Below are 15244 nucleotides of genomic sequence, written 5' to 3'. Positions count from 1 at the left end.
TGTTGTGGTTCGATGCTGCGGCTATGCGCTGCGCCCAAGTGCTGCGCCGCTTATCGACGCCGCCCTTTCTTCTCTGCACCGTCCCGGCGAGCGGCACAACGACGCTCACCTTGGGGCCGAGGCGGACGCGTCGGTGGTAACCTAAAGTCCAACAGCAAATACAACCTAGGTATGTGTTAAAGGGGTTCTTTGTCGATGAACGAAAACTACCAGACCATCGTCGTGGGTACCGACGGCTCCAAGTCTTCGCTACTGGCCGTCGAGCGTGCTGCCTCCATTGCCGCGGCGTTCGACGCCACCTTGGTCATCGGTTCCGCCTACTACGAGAGCACGGAAGAAGCCTCCAAGACGCTCCGCCAGGACTCCGTCACCGTTCTCGGTAATGACCCGGCACAGAAGAACCTCGACAGCGCCGCCGAGGTGGCCAAGAAGGTCGGTGCCACCAAGATCGAGACCGCGCTGAAGGCCGGCACCCCGGTGCAGGCACTGATGGGCATCGTTAACGAGTACAAGGCAGATCTGCTCATCGTCGGCAACCGCGGCATCAACTCCCTCACCGGCCGCCTGCTGGGCTCCGTGCCCGCCGATGTGGCCCGCCAGTCTGACTGCGATGTGATGATCGTTCACACCGTCAGCTAAGCGCTATACCACTGAAAAGCACCCGCCCGAAAAGGGCGGGTGCTTTGTGCTACTACGCATCAGAGCTCTGCATAGGCGGCAGCAACGTCTGCGATGCTCGCGCCCACGACCGTCACCGTCTGGGTAGCGCGACTCAACGCCACATAAAGATCGTTCAGCCCCCGTGCCGACCCCGCTGCGATGGCCTCCGGCTCGACCACGATAACGTGGTCAAACTCTAATCCCTTGACCTCATCGACGCTGCGGGCCTCATCCATATCCTGCAGGTCGGCGCGCGTGTCGAGAACCTCCGGGGCGGCGACGACGGCCACCATCCGCTCCGGATGTTCCTCCTTGAGTGCTTTCACAATGCGGCGCACAGAGGCCTCCTTGGGAAGCTGCGTGACTGCATCATCGACATCGCGCACCGACTGTGCGGGCTGTTGCTCTGGGGCGATGAGCGGCAAGAGTGTCTGCGCCAGCTCCATGATCGTCGCCGGAGTACGGTAATTCACGGTCAATTCGTGGTGGCGTACCCGCGAGCCGACGAACTCGGCGAAGGTCTCTCCCCAGCTATCCGCGCCAGCGGGGGAGCCAGTTTGGGCGGTATCGCCCACAATGGTCATCCACCGGCTCGGCACCCGGCGAAACACCATCCGCCACTCCATCTCGGAGAGCTCCTGGGCTTCGTCCACCACCACGTGGCCAAAGGCCCACGTGTGATCAGCACGGGCCTTTTCCGCCGTGGAGCGATTATCGCGCACCTGCTGCCGCTGCGCGAGAGTCTCGGCATCGACCACGTCGTGGGCGGAGAGCACCTCGGCATCGAACTCATCGTCCAAGTCCGAGTTGGCGGAGCCGATGAGAATATCCAGCGCATCTTGGGCGTCGTCAATTTGTTGCCGCCACCGCTGCTCGGCCTGCTCTGCCGACTCTTCGGGGTTGTCGATGCCGATGATCAGCGAGAGCTCGTCGAGGAGTGCGGCATCGGCTGGGGTCCACGCGATCACCGCATCGTCGAGCGTGTCCGGATCATAGCCTGGCCGGAACAATCCTTCGATGGTGGCTTCGTCATAGTCGGCGGCCACATCGGTGAGACGATCGTGGTCGCAGGTGAGTTCCGCGAGCACCTGTTGAGGGCTCAGCCGCGGCCAGAGAGTGTCGATGATCTCGAGGACCTGTGCCTCTTCACTGAGATCATCGTGCAATTGGGCGATATCCGCGGCAGAAAGCAAATTCTCCTGTCCCAGGGGATCAGCGCCGATCACCTCGGCCATGTGCTCGGCCAGCAACTCGAGCAGCCTATCGGCAAAAATTGGCTGGGCGCGGTTATGCGGCTTGCGCGAGCGTCGGGCGCGAGTGCGCGCCTTTTTCACCATGGCCGGGCTGATACGCAGCGACACCCCATCCACGGTGAGAGAAATCTCCTCAGCGGGCACTTGCTGATATGCCTTGACCGCCTCGCGCAGAATATAGGCCATCTCCGAGGAGCCCTTGATCTCCTTGGCCAGGAGGGTGTCTTGGCCGGTGGGCGTGACCGAAGGATAGAGCTCTCCAATGGTGGAGAGAACCACGCCAGTTTCGCCGAGCTCTGGCAGCACCCGCGAAATGTAGTCCAGGAAGCGACGATTCGGCCCCACAATGAGCACGCCGGTTTTGGCCAGTTGTGCGCGCCAGGTATAGAGCAGATAGGCCACACGGTGTAGCGCCACTGCTGTCTTGCCGGTGCCGGGGCCGCCATCGACCACCATCACGCCGCGGTTGTTATCGCGGATGATGGTGTCTTGTTCCCGCTGGATCGTTTCCACGATGGTGTTCATGTGGCCGGAGCGGGCAGCATTGAGCGCCTGCGCCAAAGCGGCCTCACCAGCGATATCGGCGGGAGCGTCTCCATCGGATGTGGCAGGGGACTGGCCCACAAGCCGTTCCTCATCGACTGCTGTGACGGTACGCCCGCGGGTGCGGATATGGCGGCGACGGTGCACCCCCGCCGGGTTGACGGTGGTGGCCAGATAGAAGGGGCGTGCCATGGGGGCGCGCCAATCGAGAAGCAAAGAGCGATAATTATCGGCGGCATCTTGGACTCCCATACGCCCGATATATCGACGATCCACGCGCTGCCCATCGAGCTCAATGGGATCGTCGGGGTCGGCATCATCGACGTCAATACGGCCAAAAACTAAACCGAGTTGGGCAAGCGCGGCACGATCCAGCTTCTCATTCAGGCTGTGGTACTCGGCTTCGCGGCGAATGAGATCATCTGTGTCCGGGTCCACTCCCTCGGGGCGCAGCGACACGGCCGCTAGCCGCTCGCGGGCAGCCCGAATGTCCTCGTCGAGATGATCGAAAAGACCATCCACATAGCGCTGCTCGGTGGCGATCGCATCAGTTGTCGCGGCGTCGCGGGCAGCGTCGGAGTCGGGGAGAGGGCCGTGCGGACTATGCGGCAAGAGAGATCCTTTCTGATCACGTCACACACATCGAATGCAGGATACGAGAAATGATGATCATACTCGCCCACGTCGGCACCGCGGGGCGACGCCAGCGGCGCCAGTGGCGGGCAGCATGAACTAGAGCATCGTAGTAGAGCCAACAGCAGAGCGGCCACGTTTGTTCCCACCTTCTACCCCGCTGCGCCGCACCCTAGCCCGCCTCGCCCCGGTATGCACAACGCCCCAGCGGGCCCCGCACGGGGACACAACTGGGGCGTTGGTGGATGTGCTGGCACTGAAGCTCAGTGCCGAGGTAGCTTAGGCGAAATCCTTGACCTTCTTGTCCAAGCTCTTCTGTGCCTTGCGCAGGGCCTTGTCGGCGCGCTTCTGCAGCTTCGGAGCGTTCTTGGAGGCATCCTTGCGGGCCTTCTCGGCGCGCTTCTGGGCCTGGTCGGCAACCTTGACCAGCTTCTTCCTAGCGGTCTTGGTGTTGGACTTGGCCAGATCCAACCAATCGTCCTTGTTGTCGTCCACATAAGACTTAGCCTCGTCGGCGTAGCCGGAGACCTTCTCGGAGGTGGTGGACAGGAAGTCCTTCGTGGCGGAGTTGACGGCGGAGGCCTGCTCGGCCACATTCTCCTTGAACTTCTCCGTGTCAGACTTGCCCGGAAGAGCGGACTGGATGGTCTTGTTGGCATCCTTAGCAGCACGGTTAGCGCGCCACTTCAGTCCGGGCTTGCCGGCGGTGTCGGCGGAGGCGATGAACAGCCCGCCCAGCAGAGCAACGTCCGTCATAAAACCACTGCGGCGAGCGGCCTTCTCGTCCTCGTTCTGGGTCTCCCAGAAAGCGTGGCGAGCGAGAATGGTGGGAATAGACAGCACTGCGAGGGTGCCGGCTGCCAGGCGCGGTGCCTTGCCCAAGGCCAGCAGGGTGCCGGCGGTGGTCTTGGTCACGCCAATGGCCTTTGCCACGGTCTCCGGGTCCTCCGGCAGCTTGCGGCTGTAGTCATTCGGCAGCACCGAGCGCAGTCGGTCGAGGATAGTCTTGGTGCCCTCGACGTGCTTCTCGGTATTAGTGATGGTGTCCACACCGTCAGCGATGTAGACGGTGGCCACCATGGGGCGAGCGATCTTACGGATCATTCGTTCTTCCAGCTCCTTATATGTTTTCTGGTAGCTCGCAGCCCGTGTCGGACTCGAACTGAAGTTTTACCTCACACCATCCTAGACGAAAAGGACATGAGGCCGAGGCGCGCAGTGTTCTCAGGTAGATGTAGGAATATCTGGCACGCTGCGTCGATAAGCGCTACGCGGCCTACCAGCCGCGCTCGCACCACTCTTCGAGATGCGGTGCTTCGGCCCCCACCGTGGTGGAATCGCCGTGGCCGGGGTGAACGTGCGCCTCGGGCGGGTAGACATCAAAGACGCGTTCCTTGACATCGGTGATCAGGCGGGCGAAATCTTCTTTGGAGTTGGTCTTTCCCACGCCGCCGGGGAAGAGGCTGTCACCAACGATGAGGTGGGTATCGCCGTCGATGGTCAATTCCAAGCAGAGACCGCCTGGGGTGTGGCCGCGAAGGACGAACACGGGAATCTCGTGGCCGGCGAAGCTGAGGGTATCGCCGTGGTCCAGCTCCTCGTCCACATCGCACGGCAGCGCGGGCGCATCCAGACTCGAGGAGACGTGGCGGGCGCCGGTGCGCTGCAGGATCTCCGCGAGTGCACCCACGTGATCGCCGTGGCGGTGGGTGGTGACCACCGTGGTGATCGTGGCCTTGTGCTTGGCGGCGAGCTCCATGAGGGCGTCTGGGTTCGAGGCGGCGTCGATAAGCATCGCCTCATCGCCAGCGACCACAAGGTAGCAGTTGTTATCCATCTCGGATACAGAGAGGGAATCCAAAATTAGTTCGGCACTCATGCGTACTACACTAGATGAGACACAGAGACGGTGGTCGGACGCGGTGGGGAACACTCGACTATGCCGTGGGGGCGGTGGAGCACAGACCGCATTTCGTCCACGGGAATGAATTGCGCATCAGCGGCGTTGAAGTGAGACGATGCCCAGCATCAACACCGATGTCGTGCACTAGGAAAGGTAGTGGAAAGCCTGTGGCTGAACGCCTCATTGTCCGCGGAGCCCGCGAGCACAACCTCAAAGGGGTAGATATTGATATCCCGCGCGACAAGCTCGTGGTGTTCACGGGTTTGTCTGGTTCGGGCAAGTCTTCGCTTGCCTTCGACACCATCTTCGCCGAGGGGCAGCGTCGCTACGTGGAGTCGCTCTCGTCCTATGCGCGCATGTTCTTGGGGCAGATGGACAAGCCCGATGTGGAGATGATCGAGGGACTCTCGCCGGCCGTGTCGATCGATCAGAAGTCCACCAACCGCAACCCGCGCTCCACGGTGGGCACGATTACTGAGGTCTTCGACTATCTCCGCCTGCTCTATGCGCGCGCGGGAACGCCGCACTGCCCGGAATGCGATGCGGTGATCGACCGCCAAACGCCGCAGCAGATCGTGGATCAGGTGCTGGAGATGGAGCAGGGCACCAAGTTCCAGGTGTTGGCGCCGGTGGTGCGCACCCGCAAGGGCGAGTTTGTGGATCTCTTCGCGGATCTCGCCGCCCAGGGTTATGCCCGCGTGATGGTCGATGGCGAGATGCACCAACTATCCTCGCCGCCCAAACTGGAGAAGCAGATCAAGCACGATATTGATGTGGTGGTTGATCGCTTGCAGGTCAAGGAATCGCAGAAGCAGCGCCTCACCGACTCCATCGAGACAGCGTTGAACTTGGCCGATGGGGTCGTGGTCCTTGATTTTGTGGGGCTTGACGACGCCGACCCGCACCGAGTCCGCCGTTTCTCCGAAAAGATGGCCTGCCCCAACGGCCACGATTTTCATCTCGATGAGATGGAACCGCGCGCCTTTTCCTTTAACTCTCCCTATGGCGCCTGCGAGCGCTGCGATGGTCTCGGTTCCCGCCTAGTCGTGGATCCGGAGCTGCTTATCCCGGATGCCGATGCCAAGGTGGTGGATGCGATAGCCCCGTGGCACTCCTCGCCGAATAAGAAATACTTTGTCAAGCTCGTCGAGGCGCTGGCAGAGGCAATGGACTTCGATGCGCACGCCCCCTATTCCTCGTTGACGAAGAAGCAGCAAAAGGCACTCGTGCACGGCTCCAGCACCGAGGTACGGGTGCGCTATAAGAACCGATACGGTCGCCGCCGCGACTGGACCGCACCCTTCGAGGGCGCGATCGCGTTCGTGGAGCGCAAGATTGAGCAAACCGATTCCGAGCACCAGAAGGAACGCTTCCGCGGCTATATGCGCGAGGTGCCCTGCCCAGCGTGCCAGGGCTCGCGGCTCAAGCCCGAAATCCTCTCCGTGCGTCTCGCCTCGGAGGGCCACGGCGAGCAATCCATTGCTGGGGTATCGGCGCTATCGGTCGAGGATGCCCGCGCCTTCCTCGACAATCTCACCCTGAATAAACGCGAGGAAATGATCGCAGGTGCAGTGCTGCGGGAGGTACAAGCACGCCTGCGCTTCCTACTGGATGTAGGGCTGAACTATCTCACCCTCGACCGCGCTGCCGGCACACTCTCCGGCGGAGAGGCGCAGCGCATTCGCCTGGCTACCCAGATCGGATCGGGCTTGGCGGGGGTGCTTTACGTGCTGGACGAGCCCTCCATTGGGCTGCACCAGCGCGATAACCAGCGCCTGATCGCCACCTTGGAGCGGCTGCGCGATCTCGGCAACACCCTCATCGTGGTCGAGCATGACGAAGACACGATCAAGGCGGCTGACTGGCTGGTGGATATCGGACCCCGCGCCGGTGAATACGGCGGCGAGATCGTCTATCAAGGAGAACCGGAGGGAATACTCAACGCCGCCGATTCTCTGACCGGCGATTATCTCTCCGGGGCGAAGGTGTTGGGCGTGCCAGCACACCGCCGCCCGACTGACCCAGAACGCTGTCTCAAGGTGGTAGGTGCGCGAGAAAATAACCTGAAGAATGTGGATGTGACCATCCCGCTCGGGGTGCTTACCTGTGTCACTGGTGTCTCCGGATCGGGTAAATCCACGCTGATTAACCAGATCGTGTCCAAGGTATTGAGCAATGAGCTCAACCGCGCTCGGCTCGTGCCAGGGCGAGCCAAGCGCGTGGAAGGCATCGAGCATCTCGATAAGCTGGTGCAGGTGGATCAGTCTCCGATTGGTCGCACCCCACGTTCGAACCCAGCGACCTACACCGGTGTATTCGACAAGATTCGTACTCTCTTCGCCGAGACCACCGAGTCCAAGGTGCGCGGTTATAAGGCGGGACGCTTCTCCTTCAACGTCAAGGGCGGCCGCTGCGAGGCCTGCAAGGGCGATGGCACCTTGAAGATCGAGATGAACTTCCTGCCGGATGTCTACGTACCCTGCGAGGTGTGCCACGGGGCCCGCTATAATCGCGAAACCCTCGAGGTGCGCTACAAGGGCAAGAACATCGCCGAGGTCTTGGACATGCCCATCGCGGAGGCGGCGGAGTTTTTCCAGCCGATCACCTCGATCCACCGCTATCTCAACACGCTCACCGAGGTGGGCTTGGGGTATGTACGGCTGGGCCAGTCGGCCACCACGCTCTCGGGCGGCGAGGCGCAGCGCGTGAAACTCGCCGCAGAGCTGCAGAAACGCTCCAATGGTCGCACCATCTATATCCTCGATGAGCCCACCACGGGCCTGCACTTCGAGGACATCCGCAAGCTCATGCTGGTGATCCAAGGCCTAGTGGATAAGGGCAACTCGGTGGTGATCATCGAGCACAACCTTGATGTGATCAAGGCTGCCGACTGGATTATCGACATGGGCCCCGAAGGCGGCGACGGCGGCGGCCAGGTAGTAGCCGAAGGCACACCCGAGGATGTCGCCCAGGTCTCCGGCTCCTATACCGGCCAGTTCCTCCAGCCCTTGCTGGCCACGGTCTAAGCCACAGCCAGCGCCGCCATAGCTGGAATGCCGCTAATGTCCCGCACCTGGATCGGGATGCTGGGGGCGGGTATCCGCTGCGGCCATCGCTGGATGCGCTTCGGCAGGGTCCTGGGCCTGGTGCGGCGCAGCGGCCACGCCCGTCGTATCAGTCGCAGAGGGGCTGATCGTGCGGGAGCGAATGATCGCCACCACGAGGAGAACGAGGCCGCAGCCGAGGAAGGTGATCGTGCGTGCCACAGAGTCGAGGGTGGTGAGATCAAAGAACACCACCTTGACCGTGGCGGCAAGGGCCAGCAATAGCCCGACGGGAAACTCATAGTCGCGGGCGATGGGGGTCTTGCCCAGGATGATGAGTGCCGCTGCCACCATCCAGCACACCGATGCCACGGCATGCGAGGTGAAGAATGCGGCAGAGATCATGCTGGGGGCAAGCGTCGCGGTGGCGCGGGTGACGGCGAGAACAATGAGCGTGAGCGATAGAGAAAGCGTCAGCAGCCCGCCCAGCACATAAGACCGTGTCGATAGCCCCCGCAGAAGTGAGGGCACGTGGAAGGCGCCCAGCACCCCGAGCGTGGTGAGCACGACGAACAGCGGTGGCTGCTCGCCGAGGCGAGTATAAGCAGTGCCCAGGAGGGTCATCACGGTCAGTGTCTGAGACAGCATGATCAGCTGAATGGCGATGAGCCACCCCACCCACAGCTGCGCCCTGCCAGAAGCAGACATCGGCACTAGCGTGGCGACGCGAACTGCCGCCCACACCACCATCATGGCCACGGCGAGAAAGACCAGACCAAACAATTCAGCACTAGCGGCGGAGAAATCAGCGGCGAACCAGGCCACTACCGCTGCCAGCGGCAGCAGGAGCTGGAATAGGGCATAGTAGCCGTGGGCGAATAGCAGCGCGGCTTCGTTGAGCGAGTAGCTACTGCGATGAGCCTGAGCATGCTGCAGCGGGGCGGGATTCAGCGGAGCCAGCAGCCCCCATCCGCCGCCGAGATCCGCGTTGCTCGTCGTTATGCTGCCGAGGCCGTGGGCTGTGTATGCCGCGTAGCCGCTCACGATGGCCACGGGGAGAATGAGCAGGAGGGGATAGAGGGCGGGGGAGTTGCCCGCAACAGTAAGGCCCACGAGGAGCACCACGAGCAGATGCGTGAGTACAGAGCGGCGAAGATGCTCGGTGGCTGCGGCGTCCGCGCGTTCTCCCTGCTGGGTTGCGGTATGTGCGAGGTGGCGGGCGGCGTGAATACCGGCGAGGCATAGCCACGCGTAGGCGGCCGCTGTGTAGAGCAGGAGAACACCGGGTCCGAACCCGCGCTCGTCCATCAACAGCACCACGGCGTTGAGGTCTGTGTAGATGCCGAGCATGCCTATCAGCGCGCTGGCGACGCGCACCTTCGACCACCCGCGCAGCCATGCGACGCCGTAGACCATGGCGGCAAGCAGGAGGACGGGCACAAAGATACTGTCGCCGGAGGAGACTCCCTCGGAGGCGAGCAAGATAAGGCACAGAGCGGAGACCGTGGACAAAAGAACCACGGCGAGCTCGGCGCGCATCCAGTGGCTCAACCACACATATGCTGCGCTGAGCACGAGGATCAGAGCTGCCGCGAGGTAGTCGGGCATCCAGCCCAAAGGCGAGTAGAGCGCCAGGGTAGTGACACAGGCGGTGCCAGCGGAGGTCGCCACCAGCGCCGTGATCGCCCCAGTGGCGGTGCTGGCGCTGCGGTAATGGCGCACAGCGATAAAGAGCATCACTGCGGCCAGCAGATAGGCCGTCGCCACCCGTGCCCCGGGGCCAAACCAGCCATTCGAGATCGCAATATTGACCAAAAAGCCGACGCCGAACAGGGTGAGTATACCGCCGCCGGCGGCGATGACGCGCAGCGTTGATACTTCATCGCGCCACCATTGTCCTCGTGCACTGTGCTCCGGCTGGCCGCTGCTATAAGGCGTGTGGCCTGGGGGTGGACCCACGGGCGCACCCTGCTGGGGTGACGCTACGGGTGCGCCGACAGGCGGGCGCGGGTCCTGGCCCGGCGCCGGATAGCCCGCCAATACGGGGGAGCTATATCCCGGTGGTGGCGGGGGATAGGGCGGCTGTCCGCCAGGCTGCGGATAGCCATAGCCATAAGACTGCGGACTAGGCGCGGTCTGTGCCTGCGGGCTCGGCTGATTCCTGTGCTGCGGCGCACCCGCAGGGTGCTGGCCACCGCGAGGAAAATGCGGGCGTGGCTTCGCACCGGAGTCAAGCGAGGAACGAATAACCGTAACCGCCTGCTGCATGGAGTGAGCGGCGCGAGATAACTGGTCTAAGGCGAGGTAGAGCTGTTCTCGTTCAGAATCCGATGTCTGCGCCTGCGACGGCGGCTTACTAGGGGGTTGCTCCTGAGGTGGCTGTCCGTGGGGCGGCTGCTGAGGACGAGGAGAAGGATAAGAATTTTCGGCCATAAAACCTAGATTAAGCCAGCCGTGAAACCGTCGCTCGGCAAGACAATGAAGGGTGTACTACATGCGCAAGAAGTCCAGCTAGACTGCTCTACGGGTGCTCCCCGAGCGGGGTATCTGGGTGGGTGTCTTCCCGCCGCAAGGGTGTGCCGGCGTAGTGCTGCGCGGAGTGGATTTGTCCTCGGCGCAGTGAGCTGTTAAGGTGTGGACCACTACCGCTTACAGTCGTGTATTACGGCTGTTGTGGATTAATCAAAGTGGAGATCCCTCCCACCCGAGGCCCGCATATGCGAGGATCAGGGTTTGCATCACGCCACAGCGGGCGGACACTGTGTGTTCGCCAATGAGGTGTGTTGAGTGGATCTCCCGCTCTTCTCGCAGACTACTGCCGAGGAGAACGGGAGTTTTCTTGTTTCCGCTCCGCGTGTGTTGCCACACCGTGGGCGCGGAAAGGTTCGGGGATCATTGCGCGAGATATCGATTAAGCGGTCAGTTACGCGCCGCGCCGGTGACGGCGGGGCGCGAAAGAACAAGAGTCACGTTATTTTCGTCGATCTGAGGAGTCCCCATCAGCGCTGAAGCTCGCATTAATGAGCGAATCCGAGTACCGGAGGTCCGACTTGTTGGCCCCGGTGGTGAACAAGTAGGAATCGTCCGTATTGAGGACGCTCGTAAGCTTGCCTACGACGCAGACCTCGACCTCGTTGAGGTTGCACCTAAGGCCAAGCCGCCGGTGTGCAAGATCATGGATTACGGCAAGTACAAGTACGAACTGGCCCAGAAGGCCCGTGAGTCCCGCCGTAACCAGCAGCAGACGGTGGTCAAGGAGCAGAAGTTCCGTCCGAAGATCGACGACCACGACTACGAAACCAAAAAGAATAACGTCGTTCGATTCTTGGAAAAGGGTTCCAAGGTCAAGGTGACGATCATGTTCCGCGGTCGTGAACAGTCGCGACCGGAACTAGGTTTCCGTCTGCTGGAGCGTCTTGCAGAAGACGTCGACGGCATCGGAATCGTCGAGGCCCGTCCCAAGCAGGACGGCCGCAACATGACCATGGTTCTCGGCCCTGTACGCAAGGGCAAGAAGTAACTAGACAGAAACTTTTTACAGGGTTCTAAGGAAGAAGACTTATGAAGCAGAAGACCCACAAGGGTATGGCTAAGCGCGTGAAGATCACCGGCAAGGGCAAGCTCCGTCGCGAGCAGGCCGGCCGCCGCCACCTGTTGGAGGGTAAGCCTTCCACTCGTACCCGCCGTCTGAAGGGCACCACCGACGTTGCCAAGTCGGACGTCAAGCGCGTCAAGCGCATGCTGGGCAAGGCTTAAGAGCCTCACCCACCCGCACCCCTTCATTCACCAACACTTTTAATTGATCAGTTAAGGAAGTATCACTGTGGCACGTGTCAAGCGCTCAGTAAACGCTAAGAAGAAGCGTCGCAAGATTCTGAATTCCGCTAAGGGCTACCGCGGCCAGCGTTCCCGCCTCTACCGTAAGGCCAAGGAACAGTGGCTGCACTCCATGACCTACGCTTACCGCGATCGTCGCACCAAGAAGCGTGAGTTCCGTCGCCTGTGGATCACCCGTATCAACGCGGCCGCGCGCCTGAACGACATCACCTACAACCGCCTGATCCAGGGCCTGCGCCTGGCCAACATTGAGGTTGACCGCAAGATTCTTGCTGAGCTCGCCGTGAACGACTTCGCTGCATTCTCCGCTATCTGCGATGCAGCCAAGGCCGCTCTTCCGGAGGATGTCAACGCCCCGAAGAACGCTGCCTAATCGCTCAAGCAGCAGGTGCTGCCCTGTAGAAGGGCAGCGACCGCGGCACTATCCACCCCGCGCCATCTCTGGTGCCGGGTGGTTTTGTTTGTCGTGGGCGTGACCCTGCGCCAGGGTCACTGTTGTCACACGAGGCGTCGAACGCGCGTGCGATGCCACGCCGGCAGGTGTCTAGGGCGTTGTATAGAGTGAGACACGCGTTGATTGCGCAGGATAACAGCGCATATAGCCATAGTATCCGGCGCTACCGGCTCGAGTGTTGGCAGTGCTTATCGACGCGGGTCGCCCAGATTACCCTCACTTTCGTGGTCATGGCTGCGAAGGCCGAGGCGACATGGTTAGATTGAACAAATCATCGGCACGGACCGAGCCGGTGCGCACCATCCAGTGGGCACCTCGAGCTAGGTGCCGGTGAACAGAACTAAAGGTGAGAGAAAGGTGGCTTAACGAAGGCCATGGCTGAAATCGAGTACGACAAGGACGGTTTGCCCGTGGAGAAGAACCGTCCCGTTTATGATTTTCCGAACCACGCGCAGAATCCCCAAGGCTACGGCCAGACCCCTCAGGGTTATGGCCAGCAGGTGCCGGCACAGCAGTACGGCATGGCTGGGAACTATCCCCAGAACATGGCACCGGTGCAGCAAAAGTCGAAGGTGCTCGCCGCTGTGCTCGCGTTCTTCCTCGGAACCTTCGGCGTGCACAACTTCTACCTCGGCCGGAATGGGCGCGGCGCAGCCCAGCTGGTGTGCACCATCTTCGGCTACCTGGGTCTGCTGTTCATCATCGGCGCATTCGTCCTTATCGCCGTGGGAATCTGGGCTTTCGTCGAGTTCATCATGATTCTGGCCGGCATGGGCGGCTATGACCGCGATGCTAACGGAGTGCCGCTGAGCTAGCGCCAGTGAGCAACCGCGTCGGTACTGCTAGCCTAGGGCCATGCACCTAGACTTCAGCGATGCCTTTACCGAACGCACCCCGCGAGTGGTGGCCGCCGCCAAACTGCTCCGCCCAGCTGGGCGCAAAAAGGCCCAGCGATTCCTCGCGGAAGGCGAAAACGCGGTGGAAGCGGCAGTGCGCCGCGGCGTAGCCACCGATATTTTCGTGACGGAATCCGCGAACGCCCGACACGCCGGCCTCGTCAACACCGCCGCATCCTCGGGCGTATACGTCCACCCCGTGACCGACCGTGCTGCCAAAAAGCTGGCAGACACCGTCTCGGGCACGGGGATCATTGCTGTCTGCACCCCGATCGTCACCCGCGTCGACGCCTTCTCCGACGCGCCCACGCCTACACTGGTGAGTATTCCCGTGGACACCTCTGAGCCGGGTAATGCGGGAACGCTGATCCGTGTCGCCGACGCCACCGGTGCCGACCATGTGCTCTTCGCTGGGGACACCGTGGACCCGCTTAATCCAAAGGTGGTGCGCTCCTCGGCCGGCTCGCTGTTTAACGTGCCGGTCACCCGCGAACCCAATATCCCGAAGGTCCTCGACGCCGTGCGGGAGAAGGGGCTGCAGATCGTGGCCACCACCGCCGAAGGGGAGACCAGCCTAGACGATGCCCAGGAGGTTCTCGCACAGCCCACCGCGTGGCTCTTCGGAAATGAGGCGCATGGCTTGCACGAGAAGCTGATCGAGCAGGCCGATGTGCGTATCCGCATCCCGCTACGGGGCCGTGCAGAGTCCTTGAACCTCGCCACCGCCGCAGCGATCTGCATGTATGAATCCTCAAAGGCACTGAACTCCTAGCGAGCTCATGCTCCCGATCCGGCGTCCTGCGCCGGTGAGGGCGCGAACCTAGGCGCGGGCACATGAGTCGATACAGCGGGCGCTGTTCCACCCCCTGTGATGTGCAGGCAGTAGGCAGAGCAGTAAACTGCTACCCACTACTAATGCCCACAGAATGTGTACTGCCGCGCAGAAAGGTTCGGACGAAGAGACGGTGTCTGAGATTCAACTGACCGAAGAGAGCTTAAACAAGGCCGCCACCGAGGCCATCGACGCTTTTGATACCGCCTCCTCGCTGGAGGAGCTGCAGGCGGCCCGCAAGGCACACCTAGGTGATCAAGCCCCCATTCCCCAGGCCCGCCGCAGCCTCGGCCAGGTGCCTAAGGAGCAGCGCAAAGAGCTGGGGCGACTGGTGAATATGGCGCGAGGCCGCGTCGAAAAGCACTATGCGCAGACTCATGCCGTGTTGGAGGAGAAGCACAACCGCGAGGTGCTGGAATCCGAGCGCGTCGATGTCACGGTACCCACCACCCGCAGCCAAAAGGGAGCGCTGCACCCGATCACCACGCTGAGCGAGAATATCGCCGATATTTTCATCGGCATGGGCTGGGAAATCGCCGAGGGCCCCGAGGTGGAGGCCGAGTACTTCAACTTTGATGCCTTGAACTTCCTGCCGGATCACCCCGCGCGCACCCTGCAGGACACCTTCCATATTGCTCCCGAAGGCTCCCGCCAGGTGCTGCGTACCCATACCTCGCCGGTGCAGGTGCGCACCCTCTTGTCGCGTAATCTGCCGCTGTATATCGCCTGCCCAGGACGCGTGTTCCGCACCGATGAGCTCGACGCCACCCACACCCCGGTATTCCACCAAGTGGAGGGGTTGGCTGTGGATAAGGGCTTGACCATGGCGCACCTGCGCGGCACGCTCGATCATTTGGCTAAGACCCTCTTCGGCCCTGAGACCCGCACTCGTATGCGCACCAATTACTTCCCCTTCACCGAGCCTTCGGCAGAGGTGGACGTGTGGTTCCCGAATAAGAAAGGCGGCGCCGGCTGGATCGAGTGGGGCGGGTGCGGCATGGTGAACCCGAATGTGTTGATCGCCGCCGGTATTGATCCGAAGGAATACACCGGATTCGCCTTCGGCATGGGGCTGGAGCGCACCCTGCAATTCCGCAATGGACTCTCCGATATGCGCGATATGGTCGAGGGCGATGTGCGCTTCACCTTGCCCTTCGGAGTGCAGGCATAGAAGTCACGTGAGCGGCGC

At 61.9% G+C, this 15244-nt stretch carries 12 protein-coding genes; 8 read left to right on the top strand and 4 right to left on the bottom strand.

Features of this window, described 5'->3' with window-relative positions; translation table 11 throughout:
• Window positions 1–195 precede the first annotated feature (195 nt).
• Complete coding sequence (locus GBB18_RS08075) at window positions 196–639, top strand: universal stress protein (RefSeq protein ID WP_151530266.1); 444 nt, start codon at window positions 196–198, stop codon at window positions 637–639.
• 59 nt (window positions 640–698) lie between these two features.
• Here the strand turns inward: GBB18_RS08075 and GBB18_RS08070 are convergent, their stop codons facing one another.
• From GBB18_RS08070 to GBB18_RS08060, 3 genes are all read right to left on the bottom strand, one after another.
• Window positions 699–3068: an AAA family ATPase gene (locus GBB18_RS08070; protein WP_151641337.1), complete on the bottom strand. Its 2370-nt coding sequence runs from the start codon at window positions 3066–3068 to the stop codon at window positions 699–701.
• A gap of 300 nt (window positions 3069–3368) precedes the next feature.
• Window positions 3369–4193, bottom strand: coding sequence for a DoxX family protein (locus tag GBB18_RS08065; RefSeq protein ID WP_151550152.1), 825 nt, complete (start codon window positions 4191–4193; stop codon window positions 3369–3371).
• 172 nt (window positions 4194–4365) lie between these two features.
• Window positions 4366–4968 (bottom strand): MBL fold metallo-hydrolase, encoded by a 603-nt coding sequence (locus GBB18_RS08060; RefSeq protein ID WP_151550153.1) that lies wholly within the window; start codon window positions 4966–4968, stop codon window positions 4366–4368.
• Between the two features lie 191 nt (window positions 4969–5159).
• Here GBB18_RS08060 and uvrA point away from each other — a divergent pair, with 191 nt between their 5' ends.
• Window positions 5160–8018, top strand: a complete 2859-nt coding sequence (gene uvrA, locus GBB18_RS08055) for an excinuclease ABC subunit UvrA (protein WP_151641336.1) — start codon at window positions 5160–5162, stop codon at window positions 8016–8018.
• Between the two features lie 33 nt (window positions 8019–8051).
• On the opposite strand, the gene GBB18_RS08050 is transcribed toward uvrA, so the two are convergent.
• The gene (locus GBB18_RS08050; RefSeq protein WP_192795981.1) at window positions 8052–9995 is read right to left on the bottom strand and encodes a hypothetical protein; all 1944 of its coding nucleotides are present in this window, start codon (window positions 9993–9995) and stop codon (window positions 8052–8054) included.
• A 1039-nt stretch (window positions 9996–11034) separates the two neighbouring features.
• On the opposite strand from GBB18_RS08050, the gene infC reads away from it, so the two are divergent.
• From infC to pheS, 6 genes are all read left to right on the top strand, one after another.
• Complete coding sequence (gene infC / locus GBB18_RS08045) at window positions 11035–11556, top strand: translation initiation factor IF-3 (protein ID WP_151530260.1); 522 nt, start codon at window positions 11035–11037, stop codon at window positions 11554–11556.
• Between the two features lie 41 nt (window positions 11557–11597).
• Window positions 11598–11792, top strand: a complete 195-nt coding sequence (rpmI, locus tag GBB18_RS08040) for a 50S ribosomal protein L35 (RefSeq protein WP_018019889.1) — start codon at window positions 11598–11600, stop codon at window positions 11790–11792.
• Window positions 11793–11859: 67 nt separating this feature from the next.
• The gene (rplT, locus tag GBB18_RS08035; protein ID WP_151530259.1) at window positions 11860–12246 is read left to right on the top strand and encodes a 50S ribosomal protein L20; all 387 of its coding nucleotides are present in this window, start codon (window positions 11860–11862) and stop codon (window positions 12244–12246) included.
• 455 nt (window positions 12247–12701) lie between these two features.
• Window positions 12702–13142, top strand: a complete 441-nt coding sequence (locus tag GBB18_RS08030) for a TM2 domain-containing protein (protein WP_151641334.1) — start codon at window positions 12702–12704, stop codon at window positions 13140–13142.
• A gap of 40 nt (window positions 13143–13182) precedes the next feature.
• On the top strand, window positions 13183–13995 hold the full coding sequence (locus GBB18_RS08025) for an RNA methyltransferase (RefSeq protein WP_151550157.1): 813 nt from the start codon (window positions 13183–13185) through the stop codon (window positions 13993–13995).
• Window positions 13996–14149: 154 nt separating this feature from the next.
• Window positions 14150–15226: a phenylalanine--tRNA ligase subunit alpha gene (gene pheS, locus GBB18_RS08020; RefSeq protein WP_192795980.1), complete on the top strand. Its 1077-nt coding sequence runs from the start codon at window positions 14150–14152 to the stop codon at window positions 15224–15226.
• Window positions 15227–15244 lie beyond the last annotated feature (18 nt).

Source organism: Corynebacterium sp. 11A, from assembly GCF_008930935.1.
Lineage (GTDB): Bacteria > Actinomycetota > Actinomycetes > Mycobacteriales > Mycobacteriaceae > Corynebacterium > Corynebacterium megadyptis.
The sequence above is the reverse complement of the archived record's forward strand: the minus strand, read 5'-3'. Positions and strand labels throughout refer to the sequence as shown.

What these genes read in the sequence shown, in the direction of transcription:
- GBB18_RS08075 (WP_151530266.1), top strand. Translation starts at nt 196, where the DNA reads ATGAACGAAAACTACCAGACCATCGTCGTGGGTACCGACGGCTCCAAG.
- rpmI (WP_018019889.1), top strand. Translation starts at nt 11,598, where the DNA reads ATGAAGCAGAAGACCCACAAGGGTATGGCTAAGCGCGTGAAGATCACC.
- GBB18_RS08025 (WP_151550157.1), top strand. Translation starts at nt 13,183, where the DNA reads ATGCACCTAGACTTCAGCGATGCCTTTACCGAACGCACCCCGCGAGTG.
- GBB18_RS08065 (WP_151550152.1), bottom strand. Translation starts at nt 4,193, where the DNA reads ATGATCCGTAAGATCGCTCGCCCCATGGTGGCCACCGTCTACATCGCT.
- pheS (WP_192795980.1), top strand. Translation starts at nt 14,150, where the DNA reads ATGTGTACTGCCGCGCAGAAAGGTTCGGACGAAGAGACGGTGTCTGAG.
- GBB18_RS08030 (WP_151641334.1), top strand. Translation starts at nt 12,702, where the DNA reads ATGGCTGAAATCGAGTACGACAAGGACGGTTTGCCCGTGGAGAAGAAC.
- GBB18_RS08060 (WP_151550153.1), bottom strand. Translation starts at nt 4,968, where the DNA reads ATGAGTGCCGAACTAATTTTGGATTCCCTCTCTGTATCCGAGATGGAT.